Genomic DNA, 23,218 nt, shown 5'->3' on the forward strand with positions numbered 1-23,218 from the left:
CCGGAGAGACAATCACAGTTCCAGCTCGCGGCGCAGCAGTTCGGCGATATCCTCGGGGCTTGCCGCATTCACCAGAGCGGTACGAAAACCCTCATGCATAATCCGCCGTGCCAGGCGTGAGAAGATCCGCATATGCTGGTCACCCGCCGAGTGTTTGTTCAGCGTCAGCATAATGACAAACTGCGCTTCTTCATCGCCCCACATCACCGGTTGCGCCAGCCGCGCGACGCTGATGGTCGACTGTTCAATATGCTCGGATTTACTGTGCGGAATGGCGAAGCTAAAGCCCAGACCGGTGGAGAACACCGCCTCGCGGGCCCACAGATCGGCTTCCAGCTTACGCGGATAGCGGCAACGCCCGGCCAACAGCAGATTGTCGGTCATCCCTTTCAGAACTTCTTCTTTACTGCGCCAGTCGCTATTAAGCGTAATGCACTGGGTACTCACCAGCGGAACATCCTGCTGACGCATGCGGAACTGGGCCAGCAGATGTTCCACTTCCAGCGAAGTACGGCACTGCATCGCCTGATTCAGCAGCTGGCGGCAGGCGCGGCTATCCAGTTGCGCCAGGCGCGCCTTGGTCGCCGGGATTGCCGGCGCGCTCATACTCAATTCATCTAAACCGAGGCCAACCAGCAGCGGCAGCACCGACCCTTTCGCCCCCAGCTCGCCGCACAGGCCAATCCATTTCCCCTGACGATGCACCGCCTGCACGGCATAGTCCAGCGCGCGCAGGAAGGCCGGATTCAGGCTGTTGTAGTGGCGCGTTACTTTAGCGTTATCGCGATCGACCGCCAGCAGATACTGCGTTAAGTCGTTACTGCCGATGCTAAAGAAATCGATCTCTTCACAGCACTGATCGATGATAAACATCACCGACGGTACCTCCAGCATGATACCGAGCGGGATCTTTTCATCAAACGGGATCTGTTCGGCGCGCAGCGACTGCTTGGCCTCCGCCAGCCGCTCTTTCACCCACAGAATCTCCTCCATTGATGAAATCATCGGGATCATAATTTTCAGCGAGCCATGCGCCGAGGCGCGTAAAATCGCCCGCAGTTGAGTATGAAACAGCGCCTGATACTCTTCATAAATGCGCACCGCGCGGTAGCCGAGGAACGGATTGTTTTCCGCCGGAATATTGAGATATGCCACCGGCTTATCGCCGCCGATATCCATGGTCCGCACGATAATGCTGCGGCCGTTGGCCGGCTCCAGCGCCTGACAAAAGATGTTGTAGAGCTCATTTTCCGACGGCGCGCCAGGGCGGTCCATATACAACATTTCGGTGCGGAACAGCCCAACCGACTGCGCGCCGTTATTGAATGCCGCCACCGCTTCCACCGAATGCGCGATATTGGCGGCAATCTCGACGCGGATACCGTCTTGCGTCTGCCCGGCTTTATCGAGCCATACCTGCTGCTGTTGCTGAATTTGCTCCTGTAGCCAGGCCTCCTGCTGATAATAACGCGCCACCGCTGGGCTGGGGTCCACCACCAGCAGCCCGGCATTACCGTCTATCTGTACCTGGGTATCGACCCACGGCAGCAGCGCCGGCAGGTCAACCCCCACCAGGGTAGGAATATTGAACGAACGGGCCAGAATGACAGTATGTGAAGTGGTGCCACCGCTGCGCAGCAGTAGCCCTTTCAACTGCGACTTATCCAGTTCCAGAAACTGGCTTGGGGTCAGTTCATCGGCAAGACAAATAGCCGCTTCCCGCAGTTGTCCCGGTGCCGGAAAGCGGTCTTCACCGTAAATATGCTGCAATAGCTGGAAACAGACGTCGCGGACATCCAGCACTCGTTCCTGCAGATAGCTGTTGCCGGAATCGCGGAACTGGGCGCAGAAGTGGTCGCCGGTGGCGACAATAGCCTGCGCGCAGCTAAGGCCGGTAAGAATACCGCCAAGCAGGTGCTGGCGCAGGGAAGCATCGGTCGCCAGCGAACGGTGAGCTTGCAGAATCGCGCTGGCGGTGCCGTCATTGTCCAGCAACCGCAGATCGATATCCTGCACCAGCAGACGCAAACCGTTATCCAGCGCCGTCTGCTCCTGTTCAAGGCCGGCGGCGACGGGCAGTTCGCCAAGGTCGTGAAGATCGCGTGATTTGAGATGAACCAGCTTACCGCCCGCACTGCCGGCGCAGACCGGGCGCGCAGGAAACAGCGTTGGATTCAGCCGCGACAGCGATTCCGGTACCGGCTCGATATCCAACGCTTGCGCGGCAGGTAGCGGCGCATCGCAGTGCGGAAACTCATTTTCGATAAACGCGGTTAACGCGGCAAATGCTTCGGCTTCATCCTCACCGCTGATAATCAGCTGACAGGCGTCGCCCTTGAGGGTGTTACTACCAATGATCGCCAGCGCGCTTTTCGCATTCCCGCGACCGTCGCTACGCAGATTCCGCCACTCAACCGCCGATGAAAAGCGGTTACACAGCGTTTCGACCAGGCTTGCCGGGCGCGCATGCACGCCATTTGGCAAATCACATATGAATTCAATTACCAGTGCCATCGCCTTCCTCCTGAGCAATGCGTTATTTCAGCCAAAGGTAATGAAAGAAGGCGCAATGAACTACGTGATAAAACTGGCAATTACTGGACTATTGTACACATACATCTTTTTTATGCTCACCATCACAATTCATCAGCCAGGACATACATAACCCTCTTCACAGCTAAGATTTGAGGTTGATCGCAATTCCTTTCTCACCTTACAAATATCCAGTAAATGCACTTTTTCTCTACTATTTTATACCCCGCCCTTTTTCTAATGTTGAAGCATCAATACTGTCACGGGCCACACAGCGCTCAGGAGCAAGCAATGAACGAACTGGTGCAAATACTAAAAAATACTCGCCAGCATCTGATGACCGGCGTCTCACACATGATCCCCTTCGTCGTCTCGGGCGGGATCCTACTGGCGGTGTCCGTCATGTTGTATGGCAAAGGCGCGGTGCCCGATGCCGCCACCGACCCTAATCTGAAGAAGCTCTTTGATATCGGCGTCGCCGGGCTGACGCTGATGGTGCCTTTTCTTGCCGCCTATATCGGCTACTCCATTTCTGACCGCGCCGCGCTGGCCCCTTGCGCCATTGGCGCCTGGGTGGGCAACAGCTTCGGCGCCGGCTTCTTCGGCGCGTTGATAGCCGGCATGATTGGCGGTCTGGTGGTCTATTACCTGAAAAAAATCCCCGTACATAAAGTTCTGCGCTCGGTGATGCCGATTTTCATCATTCCCATCGTCGGCACCTTTATCACCGCCGGGATCATGATGTGGGGGCTCGGCGAGCCGGTAGGCGCGCTGACCGCAAACCTGACCAGTTGGCTGCAAGGGATGCGCGAAGGCAGCATCGTGGTGCTGGCCATCATTATGGGCCTGATGCTGGCTTTTGATATGGGCGGCCCGGTCAACAAAGTGGCCTACGCCTTTATGCTGATTTGCGTCTCTCAGGGCGTCTACAGCGTCGTGGCAATCGCCGCGGTCGGCATCGCCGTACCGCCGCTGGGCATGGGGCTGGCGACGTTGATTGGCCGTCAATATTTTACCGCCGAAGAGCGTGAAACCGGCAAGGCCGCGCTGGTGATGGGCTGCGTCGGCGTGACCGAAGGCGCCATCCCCTTTGCCGCCGCCGACCCGCTGCGCGTTATTCCCGCCAACATGATTGGCGCCGCCTGCGGCTGCGTTACCGCCGCGCTGATGGGCGCGCAGTGCTATGCCGGCTGGGGCGGGCTTATCGTGCTGCCGGTGGTCCAGGGCAAACTCGCCTTTGTCACCGCACTCTTTGTCGGCGCCTGCGTCAGCGCGGCCTGTGTCATCACTCTGAAAGCATTCACCAAAAAGAAACCGTCCGACGCCCAGGACGACGATGAATTAGATCTTGATTTCGAAATTAACTAACAGACTGGAAGGAACACCTTATGACCCACATTATCGCCGTTACCGCCTGCCCATCGGGCGTCGCTCATACCTATATGGCCGCCGAGTCGCTGGAAAGCGCCGCCAAAGCCAAAGGTTGGCAGGTTAAGGTAGAGACCCAGGGTTCCATTGGTATTGAGAACGAACTTACGGCGGAAGAGATCGCCGCTGCCGATATGGTCATCCTGACCAAAGACATCGGCATTAAGTTTGAAGAACGCTTTGCCGGGAAAACCATTGTGCGCGTCAACATCAGCGATGCGGTAAAACGCGCAGACGCCATCATGAACAAGATAGACAGCCACCTTTCCCAGAACGCCTGAAGCCCAAAAGAGGCGCTACGCGCCTCTCAGACTGCTGACAAAGAAGGAAAAAGCGTGGTTTTTCCTTCTTTGTGGTTATCAGCCGAAAATCAATAAATTGATTTTCCTTGTTATTTGCCTGGTGCAATTTGCAAGCTCAATGATTGCATGAGGTTTGTCATTAATCTCAGAGGCGCTACGCGCCTCTTAGCCACAACATGGAGTTTGTCATGACGAATCGTACTCAACGCCTGAAAGCCAGCCTGTTCGCCCAGCCGCGCGAAATCTCCCTTGAACGCGCATTGCTCTATACCGCCAGCCATCGGCTGACGGAGGGGGAGCCGGTGATTATCCGCCGGGCGAAAGCCACGGCGTGGATCCTCGATAAGGTGGCCATTTCGATTCGTGATGATGAACTGATTGCCGGCAACCGCACCGTCAAACCACGTGCGGGGATCATGTCGCCGGAGATGGACCCCTACTGGCTGCTCAACGAGCTCGACGCCTTCCCGACCCGCCCGCAGGACCGCTTCGCGATAAGTGAAGAAGATAAGCGGATTTACCGCGAAACGCTGTTCCCTTACTGGGAAAAGCGTTCGATGAAAGATTTCATTAACGGTCAAATAACCGAGGAGGTCAAGGCCGCGATCGGCACGCAGATTTTCAGCGTTAATCAGACGGATAAAGGCCAGGGCCATATTATTATCGACTATCCGCGGCTGCTGAATAATGGCCTTGATGCGCTGATCGCCGAGCTGAAATCACACTGCGCCCGGCAGCCTGATAACCACTTTTATCAGGCGGTCCTGATCTTGCTTGAAGCTTCGCAGCGTCATATTTTGCGCTACGCCACGCTGGCGGAAGAGATGGCCGCCAACTGTACGAATGCCCGGCGTCAGCAGGAGCTGGCAACCATCGCCGCCATCTCACGCCATAACGCGCAGCATCGGCCGCAGGATTTTGCCCAGGCCTGCCAGCTGTTCTGGTATATGAATATTATTTTGCAGTACGAGTCCAACGCCAGCTCGATTTCGCTCGGACGCTTTGACCAGTACATGTTGCCTTTTTATCAGGCATCGCTGAATCAGGGTCAGGATCCCGCGTATCTTAAGGAGCTACTGGAGTCGCTATGGGTGAAGTGTAACGATATCGTTCTGCTGCGTTCGTCCAGCAGCGCGCGCTATTTCGCCGGTTTTCCCACCGGTTACACCGCCCTGCTTGGCGGACTGACGGAAACCGGGCGTAGTGCGGTAAACGTACTGTCCTTTCTTTCTCTCGATGCTTACCAGAATGTGCAGCTACCGCAGCCAAATCTGGGCGTGCGGGTCAATGAGCTGATTGACCGCCCGTTCCTGCGCAAAACCGCTGAGACCATTCGCCTGGGTACCGGGATCCCGCAGATTTTCAACGATGAAGTGGTCGTCCCGGCCTTCCTTAACCGCGGCGTGTCGCTGGAAGATGCCCGCGATTACGCGGTGGTCGGCTGCGTAGAGCTCTCTATTCCAGGGCGCACCTACGGCCTGCACGATATCGCGATGTTTAATCTGCTGAAGGTGATGGAAATTGTGCTGCAGGAAAATGAACATCAGCCTGAAGTCAGCTGGGACGGTCTCATCAGCCAAATCCGCGACAAAATCCGCTATTACATCAAGCTGATGGTCGAGGGCAGCAACATTTGCGATATCGGACACCGCGACTGGGCTCCGGTCCCCCTGCTGTCATCCTTTATCGAAGATTGCGTGCAGCACGGCAAAGATATCACCGCAGGCGGCGCGCGCTATAACTTCTCCGGCGTTCAGGGTATCGGAATCGCTAACCTGAGCGATTCGCTGCACGCGCTGAAGGGCATGGTCTTCGAGCAACAGCGCCTCAGCTTTGCCGAACTGATGGCGGTACTGAAAGCCAACTTCCGCACGCCGGAAGGAGAAAAAATCCGCGCCCGTTTGATCAACCGTTACGAGAAATACGGCAACGATATCGACGAAGTGGATAATATTAGCGCCGATCTGCTGCGTTTTTACTGTAAAGAGGTAGAACGGTATCTAAACCCACGCGGCGGCCATTTCACCCCTGGCTCCTATACCGTATCCGCGCATGTGCCGCTGGGCTCGGTGGTCGGCGCGACGCCGGACGGCCGGTTGGCCGGCGAACAGCTGGCGGACGGCGGCCTGTCGCCAATGGTTGGGCAGGATGCCCAGGGGCCGACGGCGGTGCTGAAATCGGTCAGCAAACTGGATAATTATCTGCTATCGAACGGTACGCTGCTGAACGTCAAATTCACCCCGGCAACGCTTGCCGGCGACAGCGGCCTGAACAAACTGGCAGACTTTTTACAGGCCTTCTGCAAGCTCAAACTGCAGCATATCCAGTTTAACGTGGTCAACGCCGACACGCTGCGTGAAGCGCAGCAGCGGCCGCAGGATTTTGCCGGTCTGGTGGTGCGGGTCGCAGGTTACAGCGCCTTCTTTGTTGAGCTGTCAAAGGAGATACAGGATGACATTATCCGCCGCACCGCGCATCAGCTGTGAGGTCATCGAAACGCGCGCCGATACGGCGCGCATTTTTAACCTCCAACGCTACTCGCTTAATGACGGGCAAGGGATCCGCACGGTGGTGTTTTTCAAAGGCTGCCCCCACACCTGCCCGTGGTGCGCCAATCCTGAATCGATCTCGCCAAAGATCCAGACCGTGCGCCGGGAGAGTAAATGCCTGCGCTGCACGCGCTGCCTGCAGGACGTCGCCGAGTGTCCCTCCGGGGCATGGGAGCAGATTGGCCGGGATGTTACGCTCGATGCCCTGCTGCGCGAGGTGCTTAAGGACGAGGTCTTCTTCCGCGCCTCCGGCGGCGGCGTCACCCTGTCTGGGGGCGAAGTGCTGATGCAGGCCGTGTTTGCCGCCCGCTTCCTCCAGCACCTGCGCCACTGGGGGGTGCGCACCGCTATCGAGACCGCGGGCGACTGCGCCTTTACCCGTTTTCTCCCGGTGGCCGAAGCCTGTGACGAAATACTGTTTGATTTGAAAATCATGAATAGCGAGCAGGCCCATTCACTACTGCAGATGAATCAGCCGCGAGTGCTGGACAACTTCCGTCAGTTGGCCATCCGCAAAATGAATCTTATCCCGCGCGTGCCGCTGATCCCTGGCTACACGATGAACACGGAGAATTTTAAGCAGATCTTAAAGTTCCTCGCGCCGTTCGGTCTGACGGAGATTCATCTGTTGCCGTTTCATCAATATGGCGAGGCGAAATACCGTCTGCTGGGTAAAACCTGGCCGCTGGCCAACGTCAACGCTCCCCGAGAGGCGGATATTCATCCTTATCAAGCGCTGGCTGAAGCAGCAGGATATCACGTCACTATCGGCGGTTAACGCCTGGAGGATGTTATGGACTTCAACATTGTCGCGGTGACCGCCTGCGTGAGCGGGGTTGCACATACCTATATGGCAGCCGAGCTACTGGAAAAAGTCGGTCATCATGAAAAATGGTCTCTGAAAGTGGAAACCCAGGGCGCGCTCGGCGTGGAAAACCGAATTAGCGAAGAGGATATTGCCCGCGCCACGGTGGTGTTACTGGTAACCGATATCGAAATCGATGGCGCTCAACGCTTTGACGGACTCCGTACCATTAAAACCAGTATCGCCACATTCCTGTTGCAGCCACAGCAGATTGTCAAAGCCGTTAATAGCATTATGAAAAAGCCGGTCGTTTACCTGGAAGTTCCCTGACCGGCCACGGCGTTTATTGCACGTCGAGCAGCCACTTTTGCGCGGGTGTCAGGCGGCTCGCCGTTTCTGGCGTCAGCCAGCGCTGCTGGTCCTGCTGCGCGGTATCAGCACGATCAATATATAAGCCATGAAGCACGCGCCTTCTGCTGCCTTCAAGATTGCGGGTGCCGCCGTGCCAGGCATGCGCGTTATAAATCATTACGCTGCCGGCCGGCGCGGCAAAAACAATTTCATCAGGATGTGTCTTTTCCGGATCCGCCAAAACCTCTTCCGGCAGCTCCGGGAGCAGATGGGTAGCGGGAATAATCCGCGGCGCGCCGTTGGCGGCGCTCAAATCATCAATAGCCCATATCGTATTGACCAGATGCACTTTCGGGAAGTCTACCCGTGGCTTTTTCCAGTCGGCGTGCAGCGGTTGATGACCACCGTTATACAGCGCCTCGCGGGCATTGAGGCTGGAAACTTTAAACGCGCCATTAAAAATATAACGACAGGCGGAAAGAATGAGCGGATGCGACCACACCTTCTCCCAGATAACGCCCTTGTTGATGAGGTTGGCAATACGCGTCGCCGTCGCCTCCTGATGGTGTTCCATCGCCAGATTCTCGCCTTCACGCTCCACCAGCGCGTCAATGCGCTCACGTATCTCGCTCAGCCACTGAGGATCAACGACGTTGTGCACCACGGTATAGCCAAGCGTATCAAGTTCATGTTTCATTTGGTCGCTTAGCGTCCGGGTCGCGCCAAGCGCCTCCAGATGAATCATCGATTGTGAGTCCATATTGCCTTCCTTTTAACTTTTAGATAACACAATCAAACTCTACGATGCGGCCAACGACCAGGCAGGAAGGGAAAACTACGAAAAACTGGATATCCGTACGCCAGACACAAAAATGTGAGCCTTATCAATAATTGCCGATGGGTAAATTCGTTGTAAATATTCACCCATTTAATAATGCATCCGCCGCGCGCCGTAAGGCGGAACATCAGGATAAAAAAGATTATAATCAAAGAGATAATTTTAACTCGGGGTCGACAGGATGATTGATGATCTGGCGGGCATACTAAATCGTTTAGTTAATCAAAAAGATAGGCTGCAGGTCCGCTTTCCGGAGCCGGATATTCCCGTTCCGGCGCTGGCGTTGAAGGTGCCCTTCCCGCGTCTGGAAATCGTCCTTGAAGGCGAGCTCCATGATCAGGGTCTACCGCTATCCGCGGCGGTTTTAGCCACTTCGCAGGTACTCTACGTACAGGCGGGAAAGTGGACGCTACCCGAGTGGAACGGTCCGGCGGTCACGCTCAGCATTTTATTTGGCCGCCAAAAGCTCGGCTTTTGCATTCAGCGCTGGGACGGAAAAAAACTACATACTGAAAAGCAAAACGTCGCCCGGCTGGGCCCCCGCGTTGGCTCCTATCTGCTGCTGGCGTTGAATGAAGTCTGCCTGCAGCCTGACCCAATAACCGCCCGGCTGGTGGTTTCCGCGCTATTAAGCCACTGCCTTGAACAACTTGTCGGTCTGGAAATGCGCGTTAGCCGCAGCCGCGATCTGTTTTTAGCGGTTCAGGATTATCTGCAAGAAAATCTTAGCCAGCCGCTGACCCGCGAATCGGTTGCCAGACGCTTTCATATTACTCCGAACTATCTTTCGCATATATTTCAGAAATCGGGGTCAGTGGGCTTTAATGAATATCTAACCGCCGTGCGGCTGGAAAAAGCGAAGCAACTATTACGCGGTTACGATTTAAAAGTAAAAGAAATTGCGCATAATTGCGGCTTTATCGATAGCAACTATTTTTGCCGGGTGTTTAAACGTAATACCGAACGTTCACCTTCGGAATATCGTCGCCACTGCCGTAGCGCGCAGCAGCGTTAATCATCTCAGGGGAAATAAGAATGGACTGACCCCGCGGAAATATTCCAACGACCTACCACTCCATGGCGACGAGATCAGTGGCGCGGATACTAATGCGTTCGCGGGTAGTGTAATTAGCACAATGTGCTACATCAGCAGCTAATTAACGCATCTCCGCGCCAAATCAATTTTTATCCCAGCTGAGCGGTCAGCTTTTAGCCGCTATGCGCAAAATATCCGCGCCGGGCCAATAATCTCCAGGCGAACCGGAGCGCCTGTTTGCCAGGCGGCCTGGCTGACGGTTTTCAGCACCAGCGGCATTGATTGCCCCGCTACCGTCACCGTCAGCGTCGAGATATGGCCGGCGAAATCGACATCTACGATGCGAAAGGCGCTCTCCTGCGGCCCGCACGGCGACACCCGCAGTTGCTCCGGGCGCAGCATTACGCGTCCGCGGCCGCTGGCGTGAGGATTGTCAGTCGGTAACTCGCCGATGGCGCAACGCGCGCGCCCCTCCGTGAGCTCGGCGTCGAGCACCAGCGCATCGCCAAGAAACAGCGCGGTGGCCTCGTCAACCGGGCGCGAATAGACCTCGAACGGGGTTCCTACCTGAGTAAAACGCCCCTGCCGCATCACCGCGACCTGGCTTGCAAACGACAGCGCCTCCGTCTGATCGTGAGTAACCAGAATCGACGCCACCCCAGCCTCGGCCAGCAGGTCGGCGGTGGCTTTGCGCGTCGCCGCACGCAGCCCGGTATCCAGCGCCGAGAAAGGTTCATCCAGCAGCATCAGCGATGGCCGCTGGGCCAGCGCGCGCGCCAGCGCAACCCGCTGCTGCTGGCCGCCGGAAATTTCATGCGGCCAGTGGCTCGCTAATGTCGAATCTAACGCCACCATTTCCATCAGCGCGGCGACCCGGCGGCGTTTCTCTTCGCGACCGCAATCGAGCCCCCAGGCGATATTGTCCGCGACGTTAAGATGGGGGAACAGCGCCCCTTCCTGCGGCACGAAACCGATCCCACGCTGATGCGCCGGCACAAACACGCCGTCGGCAAACAGGGTGTTGCCCTGCAGAACGATTCGCCCGTGATCCGGGGTTTCAAAACCGGCAAGAATTCGCAGCAGCGTGGTTTTACCGGAACCCGACGGGCCGACAATGGCGGTACGGCTTCCCGGCGCCACGGTCAGATTAAGGTTATCGAGCACCAGCGCGTCGGCGAAAGATTTCGAGATAGAAGACAATTCCAGCATGTTACAACCCTGCAATTTTTTTCGACTGCACATAAAGAACCGCCGTCAGCGGTAGCGAAATCACGATCATCAGCATCGCATAAGGCGCCGCGGCGACGTAGTCGATCTCGCTGGTTAACGCCCAAAAACCGGTCGACAGCGTGCGGGTGCCTAGCGGCGACAGCAGCAACGTCGCGGTAAGCTCGTTGCTCACGCCAAGAAACACCAACGCGGCGCCAGCGGCCGCTCCCGGGGCGGCAAGACGCATGGTGACGCTCCATAAGGCGCGGGCCGGACTGCGCCCAAGGCTACGGGCGACGTTTTCCAGCTCAACTGGCGCCTGGGCGATACCGGCGCGCAGGTTAATTAACGCTCGCGGCATGAACATCAGCAGGTAAGCCAGAAACAGCGTCACTTCGGTCTGATACACCGGGCGGGCATAGTGGATAGTCACCGTCACCAGCGCCAGCGCGGTAACGATACCCGGCAGTGAGCTGGTGATGTAATTACAGCCCTCCAGCAGGCGGAACAGCCGGCGCGGATAACGCACGCCGAGCCAGGCGACAGGAATCGCGCAGGCGGTGGTCAGCAGCGCGCCGCCCGCGCCCAGCATCAGGGTCTGGCGTAGCGAATGCCAGAGATCGGCATGCAGCCAGTTCTCCACCCCGCCGAGCCATAGCCAGCGGCACAGCACCAGCAGCGGGACGCCCATCGCCAGCATCACCAGCGTCAGCAGCAGCAGTTGCGCGGCCCATGCGGCCACGTTCCCCAACGGACGTCGCTTCTGTTCGCGCGCCGCGCCGGCGCCGATGCGCGCGTAGCGCGCTTTACCGCGCGAAACGCTCTCCAGTAGCAGGATCGCCAGGCAGCACAGCGCCAGCACTCCCGCCAGCATATTCGCCGCCGGGCCGCTAAAGGTGGACTGGAACTGGTCATAAATAGCGGTGGTGAAGGTGTCGAAGCGAATCATCACATACAGGCCATATTCCGCCAGCAGATGCAGCGCCACCAGCAGCGCGCCGCCGCAGATAGCCAACCGCAGTTGCGGCAGCACCACGCGGAAGAAAACCTTCCACGGCGGCGTGCCCAACGAGGTGGCAACATCTTCCAGCGTCGGGTCGAGACGACGGAGCACCGCCGCCACCGGCATGTAGATAAAGGGATAGTAGGCCAGCACGGAGAGGAACACCCCGGCGGACAGACCGTGGAGCGAGGGAACCGCGCTGACCCAGGCATAGCTCTGGACAAATGCCGGGATAGCCAGCGGCGCGACAGCCAGCGCCGACCACAGCTGACGCCCGGCAAGCGCGGTGCGTTCAGTAAGCCAGGCCACCGCCACGCCCAATGCGATGCAAATAGGCACCGCCAGCAGCGTCAGCCATAGCGTATTGCTGAGCAGTTCAGCCACCCGCGGGCGAAACACCAGTGCTTTTATGGTCGGCCAGCCGGTCTCAATTCCTACGGCGGCCACAAAACCTAACGGCAGTAACGCCATTAGCGAAAACAGTACAGCTAAGGCAACCATCGGAAATGCAGGACGCCTGCGCTCGGGCAGGCGTCCTGTTTTCTTTCCGAGTACCAGACTCAGAGCAGACATAGATAAATCACTTCAGCATCAAATTACAGCAGGCCCGCCTGGGTCATCAGGTCGATCACTTTCTTGCTATTGAGCGTTGACGGTTCAACCTTCGGCGCATCCAGCTCTTTCAGCGGCGTCAGTTTCGGGTTAGAGGCGGCATTCACGCCCACCGCATATTCGAAGGCGTTATTGGTGCGCAGCTCATCCTGACCCTGCTTGCCGGTGATCCATTTGATAAAGGCCTGCGCCTGCTCTTTATGTTTGCTGGAAGCCAGTACGCCGCCGCCGGAGATACTCACGAAAGCGCCCGGATCCTGATTTTTGAAATAATAAAGTTTGGTGTTTTTGCTGTTCTCGCCGGTTTTCGCCTGGTCGACAAAGCGGTAATAGTGGTAGATCACCCCACCGTCGATTTGACCGGCGTTGACCGCTTTCATTACCGTGCTGTTGCCTTTGTAGGCCACGAAGTTCGTTTTCATCGCCTTCAGCCAGTCGAGGGTCGCTTTTTCACCCTTCAACGCCAGCATGGCGCTGACGATAGCCTGGAAGTCGGCACCCGATGGGGAGGCGGCCCAGCGCCCTTTCCACTCAGGTTTCGCCAGATCCATCAGCGAATGCGGCAGCTGAGATTCGCTGATTTTCGCCGGGTTATAAACGAAAACGGTGCTGCGGGCGGCAATGCCAATCCAGCGGCCGTGCTCGGGACGATACTGCGGGGCGACCTGATTCAGCGTTGCGGCATCCAGCGGCGCAAACAGTTTGGCGTTATCGACCAGCACCATGGAAGGCGAGTTTTCGGTCAGGAAGACATCCGCCGGCGAGGCTGCCCCCTCCTGCACCAGTTGATTACCCAATTCGCTATCGTCGCCGTTGCGCAGCGTGACCTTAATACCGGTTTCTTTGGTAAAGCCGTCAACCCAGGATTTCACCAGGTTTTCGTGCTGGGCGTTATACACCACAATGCCGTCGCCATTGTCAGCAGCCATAACCTGCGGAGCGGTAAACAGAGCCGTCGCAGCGAGCATCGCCGCGCAATATGCCGATAAGCGGAAATTCATAAGCTAATCCTTAGTATGGGTAGTCGAAAAGCCGTGGAGAAACCGGGCTGGCACGGATTAAATCACAGAGGAATGTGAATGATAATGAAAACAATTACCATCATTTTAAAAAAGTGAAAAACACCGCCAATTAGAATTTCCTGATGACAAAATGCTTATTTCGACGCGCGACTGAAACAAACCTTAAGACAACATTAAGCCAACAGGTTTAAATATTATCGCTGTTTAAAATCTTGATCGTCTTCACAGATTCTCCCCGCGACACGGCAACGGACCGCTGTTTGCCGGATGAAACCATCACTCTTGCCAATAACTTTAAATGAGAATGATCTTGATAATCATTCTCAATATCACATATCATCCTGTTCCAGCAGCAAGATACGAAGAAAAGACGACTAAAAAGCCGAAAATGGATATTTTATGTTTAAGGAAACCCTTTTAAACACTCTGGTTATAGGCTGCGCGTTGCTCATGAGCGCCTGTCACAGCCCGGTTTATCCCCTCTCCCCTGCCGGGGAGGGCGCGCTGGTAGAGCAGGCGGATATTCGTGATACCGCCAGCGGGCGCTCCCTGACGCCGCAACAATTGCTGAACCAACTCGCCCAGGCGCCGCTGGTTATTGTTGGCGAAGAACATACCAACACCCAGCATCACCAGATTGAGCGCTGGTTGCTGCAGAACCTTCACACCCTTCGCCCGCAGGGTAGCGTGCTGATGGAGATGATCGACCTAAGCCAGCAGGAAGCGGTTAATCGGGTCAAGCAGGCCAGCCTCAGCGGGACGACCGTTTCCGCCACTCGCGCGGCGGAAACGCTGCGCTGGAATCCCGGCTGGCCGTGGGCGCTTTATCGCGACGTCGTGATGACCGCGCTGCAAGCGCCTTATCCGCTGCTGGCAGCCAATCTCAGCCGCCAGCAGGTGAGCGACATCTATCAGCATCCCACGTTTCCCCGCGGAACGCTCTCCAACAGCCCGCAGGTACATGAATCGCTATCGGCCATTATCTATCTGATGCATAACGGGCAAATCGATGGCGAGCAGGTCACTTCCATGCTCGCCATCCAGCAGCAGCGCGATCGCCTGATGGCGACGCAAATGAAAGCCGCGCCGCGCCCGGCGCTGCTGATTGCCGGCGGCTATCATGCGGCCAAAGATATTGGCGTACCGCTGCATCTGGCCGACCTCAGGGCGGAAAAACCGCTGGTGTTGCTGCTGACCACCGACGGCGCCACGCCGACGGCGAAGCAGGCTGATTATGTCTGGTCGGTAGCGGCAGAAAAATGAATATCCCTCTCTCCACGCCATTAATAGCGTCGCGTCCCCGCTGGTTCGCGGGGACAACGGCCAGCGTGCTGGGCCATCTGGCGCTGGCGGCGCCTTTTATCATTCACTTCGCCTCGCCGCCGGATGTCGCCCCCCCTGCCGCGGTGATGGTAGAGTTCGCGCCGGAACTGGAAGTGTCATTTATTCACCCCGAGCTGCCGCCGGGCGTCACCCAGCAGCGCAAAGTCGAGGCGATGACCGAGCAGGAAACCGCCGCGGTGAAAGAGGCGCCGAAGCTGCTCATTCATGACAATGCGCAAATAAAGCTCTCCGCCAGCAAACCCGAACCGCAGCGGAAAAAGAAAATCGAGGTTAAAAAACAGTCCCGCCGCCAGCAGCAAGAGGAAAAGGGTAACTCAACCATCACCAGCTTCGCCGCGCCCCCGGCGCCAGCCGCCCTCACTCAGCGTACCACCGCGCCGCTCGATAGCGATGCCGCACGCCTGAGCGACAACAAGATCAGTTGGGAATCGCTGGTGAAAGGCAAAATCAACAAAATGCGCCACTACCCGGAAGATGCGCGCCGCCGTAAACGTACCGGTACCGCCATTATTACCTTCAGCGTCAACGAACGCGGCGAGGTGTTGCAATCGCAGTTGGTGAACTCTTCAGGGACCCATTCTCTGGATCGCGCCGCGCTGATGGCGCTGGAAAATGCGCGTCCGCTTCCGCCGCCGCCAAAAGAGCTGCTGCGTAACGGTATAAATAAGGTCACGCTGCCGGTGGAATTCGGCTTATTAAAAATATAAACCCCAGGTTCCCTGTTATTTATTCAGGCAACCCGGACGTTATTTATAACGGTCACTGACCGCTGATGTTTTTTTATTTTGGGCAATGTGTCATCGCACTTAGCAATAAGCGCGATGCACGCTGCTGCCCTTTTTGTGCGTTAAATATTTATTACCTCAGGATTTGATTATGGAAAAATCACAGCTCATTAAGGGGCTCGTCACCGGGCTCCTTATCGTCAACGGCCAGGCTTTCGCCGCCGAAAGCGAAGGAGAATCGGTTTTCTCTCCTATCACCATTACCGATAACCCGCTGGCGGAGAATGCCGGCCAGGTCGGCTCCTCAGAGGAGAGCTATACCCGTCCCGGCGCCTACAGCTCGCGAACGCTCAATAAGAATCTGCAAAGCCTCGACGCCTCGCTGCGCAGCATGGCGGGCACCTATACGCAAATCGACCCGCTGCAGGGCACCATCAGCGTCAATATTCGCGGTATGAACGGGCTGGGCCGGGTCAACACCATGGTGGATGGCGTCACCCAGACCTTCTTCGGCATGGCGCCGGCTAACTATCACGGCGGGGCGAATACCGCCGCCGGAGTGCCGCTGGACCCTAACTTTCTGGCCGAAGTGGATATCACCCGCGGCAATAGCGCCGGTTCGCAAGGCGTCAACGCGCTGGCGGGCAGCGCCAACCTGCGTACGATCGGTATCGATGATGTGTTAAAACCGGGGCATCAAGTCGGCCTGCTGTCGCGTTTTTCCGTGGGCGATAACGGACTCGGCCGTACCGGTATGGTAACGGTAGCCGGCAAAACCGACACCTTCGATAACGGCGGCGGCCTTGGCGCGCTGCTCGGCATCAGCGGCACCCGCACCTATGCGACCTATAAAAACGGCGGCGGACGCAGCAGCGAAGAGTTTATCGGCGAAGATAATAAATATCTGCGCCAGGAGCCGCGCTCGCAGCTGTACAAAATCAATTTCAACGTCGATCAATTTAACCGCTTCGAGTTTTCCGGGCGTAATTATCGCAATAGTTTTACCCGTCGCGATATTAGCAGCGACGACTACTATCTGCGCTATAACTATGCGCCGCTCAATGAACTGGTCGAGTTTAATGTCCTGGCCAGCACCAGCCGCGGCAATCAGGCATATAAACCGGAGTCGCTGTATAATTTTAACGACTCCTCGACCACCAATAAGTCCAACGCGCTGGACGTGAACAACACCAGCCGTTTTCGTATTACCGACGATCTGTATGCCGCTTTCCAGCTAGGCGGCAAGTTAATGGACACCCGCTATTCCCGCCGCTTCGTGCAGGATAACGAGACCGACCATAACGCCTTTGCCCCGGCGGGCAAACAGAAGATCGCCTCGCTCTATAGCGGGCTGACATTAAACAAGGATATTTATCAGCTCGATCTTAATCTCAACTATACCCGTAGCCGGGTACAGGGCTATAAACCGGCCTGTGCAGATAACGAAAAATGCTTCCCGCAAGGGGCAACCCAGCTCAACGTCAAAGATAACGGTTTTAATCCCTCGGCGACCTTCTCCGCTCAGGTAACGCCATGGCTGCAGCCGTTTGTCAGTTGGAGCCGTTCCTCGCGGGCGCCGAACGTCCAGGAAGTGTTCTTCGCCAACGAGGGCGGCGCATCGATGAATCCGTTCCTGAAGCCGGAAAAAGCCGAGACCTGGGAGGCCGGTTTTAACGTTATCAAACAAGGATTATTGAGCGAGCAGGATAGCCTTCATCTGAAAGCGCTTACCTACCGCTCGCGGATTAAAGATTACATCACCAGCGAATCCTTCCTGCTGTGCAGCAACGGCGGGCTGTGTAAAGATGTCGCCAATGCTTCGCCGGATTTCAACGCCAATATCTCGGTTAACGTCACCTCGCCGGTGACCACCGAGGGCTATGAGATTGAAGCCGGATACGACATCGGTTTTGCCTACGCCAATGTGTCGTGGAGCAAGCAGCGCACCGATCAGCCCACCTCTATTGCCAGCACGGTCTATAGCTTCGCCTATAGCGACCTGAGCGATCTCCCCAGCAGCTACGCCACGGTGGATGTCGGCGGGCGCCTGTTCGATCGCAAACTCACCGTCGGCAGCCTGGTGAAATTCACCGGTAAATCAAAACGCCTGAGTACCGAAGGCATTAGCCTCGACACCAATACGGTGCCTAAAGAGAGCATGCCGAATATCCCGACCATTATCGACCTCTATAGCAGCTGGCAGATGACCGAGAACGTGCTGCTGCGCTTTAGCGTACAGAACGTAACGAATCGTGACTACTCCGAAGCGTTAAACCGTATGAACCAGAGTCTCGATAACGCCAAAGAGGGCGCGTCTGTTAACACCACCGCCCGCGGCCGCACCTATATTTTCGGCGGCGAAATCCAGTTCTGAGCCCTATTTGTCAACAAGGATAACCATCATGCCTAATCGCAACTTGATAAAACCGCTGGCTGCGCTACTGCTCGCCGCCCTGCTCCCCCACCCGGCTTTCGCCATCGATCCGCCGCCGCGGGAAGCGTCGCGCTTTGCGATGAAAACCAATTACCTGCAGGAAGCCAACGAAGGGGTTTATGAGCTGGCGTTCGACAACGGCGACAACCTGCTATTCGCCGCGGCCACCGACCGGGTTAACCGCGCGGCCAATAAAGGTTATCTTTACGCCTTTAATCCGGCCACCCTGCAGGTTATCCAGCGCTATGATATGCCCTGGCGCGCCTTCTCGCTGGCGATGAACCAGCCGGCGCGCGTGCTTTACGTCGGCCATACCCAGGCGGCTTCGCTGCGTATCAGCCAGTTCGACGCCGCCAGCGGTAAAATCACCCGCACCAGTCCGCGCCTGAGCTTCACCACCGACGGCGCCCCCGATGCGCGCTTCGAGCATCTGCGGCATATGGTATACAGCCGCGCCGCTAACCTGTTATTCGTCAGCTACAGCCATATGTTGAAAACCAGGGACGGAATGCGTCCGCTACATAAATTACTGATGCTCGACGGCACGACGTTACAGCTAAAAGGGGAAGTCAAAGGCGCCTATCGTGGCACCGCCTACGGCCTGACGCTGGATGAAAAGACGCAGAAGATCTACGTTGGCGGCCGCGACTATATCAACGAGATCGATGCCAGAACCCAGCAGGTTGTCCGCACTATCCCGCTTAACGCGCCGCAGTTGGCCAGCGCGCAAAACCTGATCGTCGATTCCGACTCAGGGCGTATTTTCGTCGTCGCCTTCGATCACGACGATCGCAGCGGCCCTCACGACGGCCTGTATATTTTCGATCTGAAAGACGGCAAATCGCGGGGTTACGTGCGTACCGGAGTGGGCGCCAACGCGGTACGCTACAATCCGAAATACAACGAGCTGTACGTCAGCAATTTCACCAGCGGCACCATCAGCGTCGTGGATGGCAAAACCTGGCGGGTAACCCATGAATTCCGCACCCCGGTTTATCCGAATCAAATGGTGCTGTCGCCGGACATGGATACCCTGTACGTCGGCATTAAAGAAGGGTTCAATCGCGAGTGGGATCCTGAGGTATTTGTCGAAGGGGCGAAGGAGCGCATTCTGCGCATTGATTTGCGTAAATCGTAATCCGCTAACCACCTGCCCGGCAGGTGGTTATCAGCCTTCGTTGGCCAGCTTCGCGCGCAGGCGCTTAATCGCCTGGCTGTGTAGCTGGCTAACGCGGGATTCCCCCACCTCCAGCACCGCGCCGATCTCTTTAAGGTTGAGCTCTTCCTGGTAGTAGAGGGTGAGGACCATTTTTTCGCGTTCCGGCAAGGCTTCAATCGCCTCAATGACCCGCTGGCGCAGGCTGCCTTCCAGCAGATGATGCAACGGATTGGCCTCTTCGTGCCCTTCCAGTAGTCGTTCGGCATTCTCGCCCTGCTCTTCCCGCCATTCGTCATAGGAGAACAGCTGGCTGTTATTGGTATCCAGCAGGATTTGTCGGTACTCGGCAAGGGTGATACCCAGCGTCTGCGCGAGTTCGCTTTCCGTGGCCGGGCGGCCCAGATGCTGCTCCAGCTTCTGCATCGCCTGAGCGACTTCGCGGGCGTTACGCCGCACGCTGCGCGGCACCCAATCGCGGCTACGCAGTTCATCGAGCATTGCGCCGCGGATACGTTGCACCGCATAGGTGGTAAAGGCCGTGCCCTGTAGCGAGTCATAACGCTCGATGGCGTTCAACAACCCGATTCCCCCGGCCTGCAGCAGATCGTCAAGCTCGACGCTGGCGGGCAGCCTGACCTGCAGGCGTAACGCCTCGTGCCGCACTAACGGAACGTAGCGCAGCCAGAGGGAATTTTTGTCCATCACACCTTCGGCGGTATACAAATCGCTCACTATTTCTGAAACCTGCGGATAAGAGAGTCAGCGCTATTATGCGCAGGGGCAAAAATGCCAATCGCCGGAAAAACCGCATAAAAGCGTCTCTATTTACGACATGCTTTGCCGTTGCGCCGTTTTGTACCGGGTGGCTACGGGCAAAAAACAAAAACCCCGCCGAAGCGGGGTTGCGATGCGACAGTAATCAGACGTGCGATTAACGCAGCAGAGACAGGACGTTCTGAGTCGACTGGTTAGCCTGCGCCAGCACGGAGGTACCCGCCTGCTGCAGGATGTTCGCGCGGCTCATGTTGGACACTTCGGTCGCGTAGTCAGCATCCTGAATACGGGACTGGGAAGCGGACAGGTTGTTAACGGTGCTGTTCAGGTTGTTGATTACAGAATCGAAACGGTTCTGTACCGCACCCAGGGAGGAGCGCAGTTGGTCAACCTGGGACAGGGCTTTGTCGAGGGTAGCCAGCGGATCGGCAGTTTTCGGCGTGGTGCTCATTTCAGCGCCTTTGGTCACTTTACCGGTGCTGTCAGCGGTCGCTTTGAAGTATTTCGCATCCGCGCCAGTACCTTCCTGGATGATGTAGGATTTACCACCATCGTAGGATTTCAGGCCAGTGGTGTCGCCGGTTGCAGTTACTTCTTCGCCAACGGTGGTCACTGTTTTCGCTCCGGTCAAGCCAGTGACGGCGCCAGAATCCGTGGAGCTAAAGCCAGTTACTTTACCTGTAGTTTTATCGATGGTGGCTTCATACGTTTCGGTGCCTGCAGCATTAGTACCATAGATCTTACCGTTATCAGCCTGTACAAAATGGTCCGGGTCGGCTGGAGTTGCACCAATTTGCTTACTGTTGGCATCGATAGCCAACGACTTACCGGTAGCAACAGTTGTGGTATCACCATCAATTTTACTGGTATCAATACCGTCAGCCACGCTGAATTTTTCCAGACCCAGGGTCTTCGCGTTGATATCTTTCAGATCGATATCGATGGTTTCGCCGTCGTTGGCGCCGACCTGGATGGTCAGCTTCTGGTTGCCGCTCAGGACTTTAACGCCGTTGAAATCGGTCTGTTCGGAGATACGGTTGATTTCAGACAGACGCTGGGAGATTTCATCCTGGATGGACTGCAGGTCGCTTGCGGAGTTAGAACCGTTCTGCGACTGTACGGTCAGACGGCGGATGTTCTGCAGGTTATCGTTGACTTCGTTCAGCGCGCCTTCGGTGGTCTGCGCCAGGGAGATACCGTCGTTAGCGTTACGGGAAGCCTGAGTCAGGCCTTTGATGTTAGCGGTGAAACGGTTGGAGATCGCCTGACCCGCGGCATCGTCCTTGGCGCTGTTGATGCGCAGACCGGAAGACAGACGCTCAATCGCCGTGCCCAGGGAAGACTGGGATTTGTTCAGGTTGTTTTGCGCCATCAGCGACAGGCTGTTGGTATTAATTACTTGTGCCATTATATGCATTCCTTACGAGTCAGTTGCGTTCAGTGCAACGTGGTTAAAAGGTTCGGGCTTGCTTGCCCACGGCGTCAACCACCGTCCCTTCTGGTATCGACGTATCCTTTGCAACCTTTAGCCATTTTTTGAAAAATTTTTGCCCCTCCGCCAATGGCGAAAATAACGCGCTTTTTCCCTCTTCTATTACGCCATCGCCTTTTTCACTTTTTCGGTAAACTTTTTCTCCACTGGGCCGATAACGCAATAAGCGAATAACGTCATTAGTAAGGAGAAACACCAATGGCATCGATCAGTTCCTTAGGCATCGGCTCAGGACTCGACCTCAACGGTTTACTGGACAAACTCAGCAAGGCGGAACAACAGCGCCTGACGCCGTATACCACTCAGCAAACCAGCTATAACGCGCAGCTAACGGCTTACGGCACGTTAAAAAGCTCGCTGGAAAAATTCGATAACCTGAGCAAGGAGCTGGCTAAGCCGGAGTTTTTCAACAGCACTACCGCCACCAAGCACGACCAGTTCACCATCACCACCACCAATAAGGCGGTGCCGGGCAACTATAGCGTTGAAGTGCAGAAGCTGGCGCAGCCGCAAACCCTGACCACCCAGGCGACAATTACCGACCAACAAGAGAAACTAGGAACCGCCGGCAATAGCAATCGCTCCATTACGATCACCGCCGGTAATCCGCCGAAAGAGACCACGATTCCGCTGAGCGACGACCAGACCTCGCTGCTGGAGATGCGCGATGCCATCAATGGCGCTAAAGCCGGCGTCACCGCCAGCATCATGCGCGTCGGCGACAATGACTATCAGCTGGCGCTGAGCTCCTCCACCACCGGCGAGAAAAACACCGTTTCGGTGCAGGTGAATAACGACGATAAACTCGGCGCCATCCTCAACTACGACAGCAGCAGCAAAAGCGGCGCGATGAAGCAGACCGTCGCCGGGCAGGATGCGGAGATCGTCGTCAACGGCACCAAAATTAAGCGCAGCACCAACTCGATTGCCGATGCGCTGCAGGGCGTCACCATCGACCTGAAAACCACCACCAAAGCCGGCGAACCGCAAAACCTGGTGATCGGCATTGATAAAAGCGGCACCGCCGACAAAATCAAAGAGTGGGTCGATAACTACAATTCGCTGCTCGACACCTTCGGCTCGCTGACCAAATATACCCCGGTGAAAAGCGGTGAAGCGCAAAGCGCCAAGAACGGCGCGCTGCTCGGCGATAACACCCTGCGCGGCATTCAGTCCTCGATTAAAAGCGCGCTCAGCGCCGCTCAGGACAACCCGGAGCTGAAAGGCCTTGGTAACCTCGGGATCTCTACCAATCCCAAAACCGGCAAGCTTGAAGTCGACAGCACGAAGCTCAATAAAGCGCTCGACGAGAAACCGGATCAGGTCGCCAACTTCTTCGCCGGCAACGGTAAAGACACCGGGATGGCCACCGAAATCCATAATGAAATCCAGAACTATATTAAAGCGGGCGGCATCATCGAGAACTCGACCAAAAGCATCAACACCAATCTCGATCGCCTGAATATCCAGATCGACACCGTTTCCGACAGCATCCAGAACACTATCGATCGCTATAAACAACAGTTTGTTCAGTTGGATACCATGATGTCCAAGCTGAGCAGCACGGGTAACTACTTACAACAGCAGTTCTCGTCCCAGTAAC

General features: G+C 56.5%; 19 protein-coding genes. 11 read left to right on the top strand and 8 right to left on the bottom strand.

Going from position 1 to position 23,218, the window contains the following annotated elements; translation table 11 throughout:
- Positions 1-12: 12 nt before the first annotated feature.
- Complete coding sequence (gene ptsP / locus ABLV78_RS16000; protein ID WP_047065405.1) at positions 13-2,514, bottom strand: phosphoenolpyruvate--protein phosphotransferase; 2,502 nt, start codon at positions 2,512-2,514, stop codon at positions 13-15.
- Positions 2,515-2,823: 309 nt separating this feature from the next.
- Here ptsP and ABLV78_RS16005 point away from each other — a divergent pair, with 309 nt between their 5' ends.
- From ABLV78_RS16005 to ABLV78_RS16025, 5 genes are all read left to right on the top strand, one after another.
- Positions 2,824-3,900: a PTS fructose transporter subunit EIIC gene (locus ABLV78_RS16005; RefSeq protein ID WP_047043613.1), complete on the top strand. Its 1,077-nt coding sequence runs from the start codon at positions 2,824-2,826 to the stop codon at positions 3,898-3,900.
- A 20-nt stretch (positions 3,901-3,920) separates the two neighbouring features.
- Complete coding sequence (locus ABLV78_RS16010) at positions 3,921-4,241, top strand: PTS fructose-like transporter subunit IIB (RefSeq protein WP_032711368.1); 321 nt, start codon at positions 3,921-3,923, stop codon at positions 4,239-4,241.
- Between the two features lie 209 nt (positions 4,242-4,450).
- Positions 4,451-6,748: a formate C-acetyltransferase gene (locus ABLV78_RS16015; protein WP_047065408.1), complete on the top strand. Its 2,298-nt coding sequence runs from the start codon at positions 4,451-4,453 to the stop codon at positions 6,746-6,748.
- The gene (locus ABLV78_RS16020; RefSeq protein WP_047043617.1) at positions 6,714-7,589 is read left to right on the top strand and encodes a [formate-C-acetyltransferase]-activating enzyme; all 876 of its coding nucleotides are present in this window, start codon (positions 6,714-6,716) and stop codon (positions 7,587-7,589) included. Before ABLV78_RS16015 ends, ABLV78_RS16020 begins: the two co-directional genes overlap by 35 nt.
- Positions 7,590-7,604: 15 nt before the next feature.
- Positions 7,605-7,946 (top strand): PTS fructose-like transporter subunit IIB, encoded by a 342-nt coding sequence (locus ABLV78_RS16025; RefSeq protein WP_047043619.1) that lies wholly within the window; start codon positions 7,605-7,607, stop codon positions 7,944-7,946.
- A 13-nt stretch (positions 7,947-7,959) separates the two neighbouring features.
- On the opposite strand, the gene ABLV78_RS16030 is transcribed toward ABLV78_RS16025, so the two are convergent.
- Entirely contained in the window at positions 7,960-8,727 is a 768-nt protein-coding gene (locus tag ABLV78_RS16030; RefSeq protein WP_047043621.1) for a phytanoyl-CoA dioxygenase family protein, read from the bottom strand.
- A 259-nt stretch (positions 8,728-8,986) separates the two neighbouring features.
- On the opposite strand from ABLV78_RS16030, the gene ABLV78_RS16035 reads away from it, so the two are divergent.
- Positions 8,987-9,820 carry a helix-turn-helix transcriptional regulator gene (locus ABLV78_RS16035; protein WP_047043623.1) on the top strand — a complete coding sequence of 278 codons (834 nt, stop codon included), beginning with the start codon at positions 8,987-8,989 and terminating at the stop codon, positions 9,818-9,820.
- A gap of 201 nt (positions 9,821-10,021) precedes the next feature.
- On the opposite strand, the gene ABLV78_RS16040 is transcribed toward ABLV78_RS16035, so the two are convergent.
- The 3 genes from ABLV78_RS16040 to ABLV78_RS16050 are packed head-to-tail and all read right to left on the bottom strand — an operon-like array spanning position 10,022 to position 13,666.
- On the bottom strand, positions 10,022-11,050 hold the full coding sequence (locus tag ABLV78_RS16040) for an ABC transporter ATP-binding protein (RefSeq protein ID WP_047043625.1): 1,029 nt from the start codon (positions 11,048-11,050) through the stop codon (positions 10,022-10,024).
- A gap of 1 nt (position 11,051) precedes the next feature.
- Positions 11,052-12,626, bottom strand: a complete 1,575-nt coding sequence (locus ABLV78_RS16045; RefSeq protein WP_047043627.1) for an ABC transporter permease — start codon at positions 12,624-12,626, stop codon at positions 11,052-11,054.
- Between the two features lie 23 nt (positions 12,627-12,649).
- Entirely contained in the window at positions 12,650-13,666 is a 1,017-nt protein-coding gene (locus ABLV78_RS16050) for an iron ABC transporter substrate-binding protein (RefSeq protein WP_047043629.1), read from the bottom strand.
- A 420-nt stretch (positions 13,667-14,086) separates the two neighbouring features.
- Here ABLV78_RS16050 and ABLV78_RS16055 point away from each other — a divergent pair, with 420 nt between their 5' ends.
- The 4 genes from ABLV78_RS16055 (at position 14,087) to ABLV78_RS16070 (ending at position 19,328) form a co-directional block, all read left to right on the top strand.
- Positions 14,087-14,950 carry a ChaN family lipoprotein gene (locus ABLV78_RS16055; RefSeq protein ID WP_047043632.1) on the top strand — a complete coding sequence of 288 codons (864 nt, stop codon included), beginning with the start codon at positions 14,087-14,089 and terminating at the stop codon, positions 14,948-14,950.
- The gene (locus tag ABLV78_RS16060) at positions 14,947-15,738 is read left to right on the top strand and encodes an energy transducer TonB (RefSeq protein WP_226473616.1); all 792 of its coding nucleotides are present in this window, start codon (positions 14,947-14,949) and stop codon (positions 15,736-15,738) included. Before ABLV78_RS16055 ends, ABLV78_RS16060 begins: the two co-directional genes overlap by 4 nt.
- Positions 15,739-15,907: 169 nt before the next feature.
- The gene (locus tag ABLV78_RS16065) at positions 15,908-18,130 is read left to right on the top strand and encodes a TonB-dependent receptor domain-containing protein (protein WP_047043634.1); all 2,223 of its coding nucleotides are present in this window, start codon (positions 15,908-15,910) and stop codon (positions 18,128-18,130) included.
- Between the two features lie 28 nt (positions 18,131-18,158).
- Entirely contained in the window at positions 18,159-19,328 is a 1,170-nt protein-coding gene (locus ABLV78_RS16070; RefSeq protein ID WP_047043636.1) for a YncE family protein, read from the top strand.
- Between the two features lie 30 nt (positions 19,329-19,358).
- Here ABLV78_RS16070 and ABLV78_RS16075 read toward each other — a convergent pair whose 3' ends face one another.
- The 3 genes from ABLV78_RS16075 to ABLV78_RS16085 all read right to left on the bottom strand — a co-directional run bounded on the left by ABLV78_RS16075 (position 19,359) and on the right by ABLV78_RS16085 (position 21,820).
- Positions 19,359-20,081: an RNA polymerase sigma factor FliA gene (locus ABLV78_RS16075; protein WP_015704963.1), complete on the bottom strand. Its 723-nt coding sequence runs from the start codon at positions 20,079-20,081 to the stop codon at positions 19,359-19,361.
- A gap of 199 nt (positions 20,082-20,280) precedes the next feature.
- The gene (locus ABLV78_RS16080) at positions 20,281-21,531 is read right to left on the bottom strand and encodes a flagellin FliC (protein WP_047043638.1); all 1,251 of its coding nucleotides are present in this window, start codon (positions 21,529-21,531) and stop codon (positions 20,281-20,283) included.
- 43 nt (positions 21,532-21,574) lie between these two features.
- Positions 21,575-21,820, bottom strand: coding sequence for a hypothetical protein (locus ABLV78_RS16085; RefSeq protein ID WP_020079192.1), 246 nt, complete (start codon positions 21,818-21,820; stop codon positions 21,575-21,577).
- Between ABLV78_RS16085 and fliD the strand changes: the two genes are divergently transcribed.
- Entirely contained in the window at positions 21,814-23,217 is a 1,404-nt protein-coding gene (fliD, locus tag ABLV78_RS16090) for a flagellar filament capping protein FliD (protein ID WP_047043640.1), read from the top strand. The genes ABLV78_RS16085 and fliD overlap by 7 nt on opposite strands.
- The last annotated feature ends 1 nt before the right edge of the window (position 23,218 follow it).

The sequence above is a fragment of the Klebsiella sp. CN_Kp075 genome (genome assembly GCF_040065055.2).
Classification (GTDB): Bacteria; Pseudomonadota; Gammaproteobacteria; order Enterobacterales; family Enterobacteriaceae; genus Klebsiella; species Klebsiella aerogenes.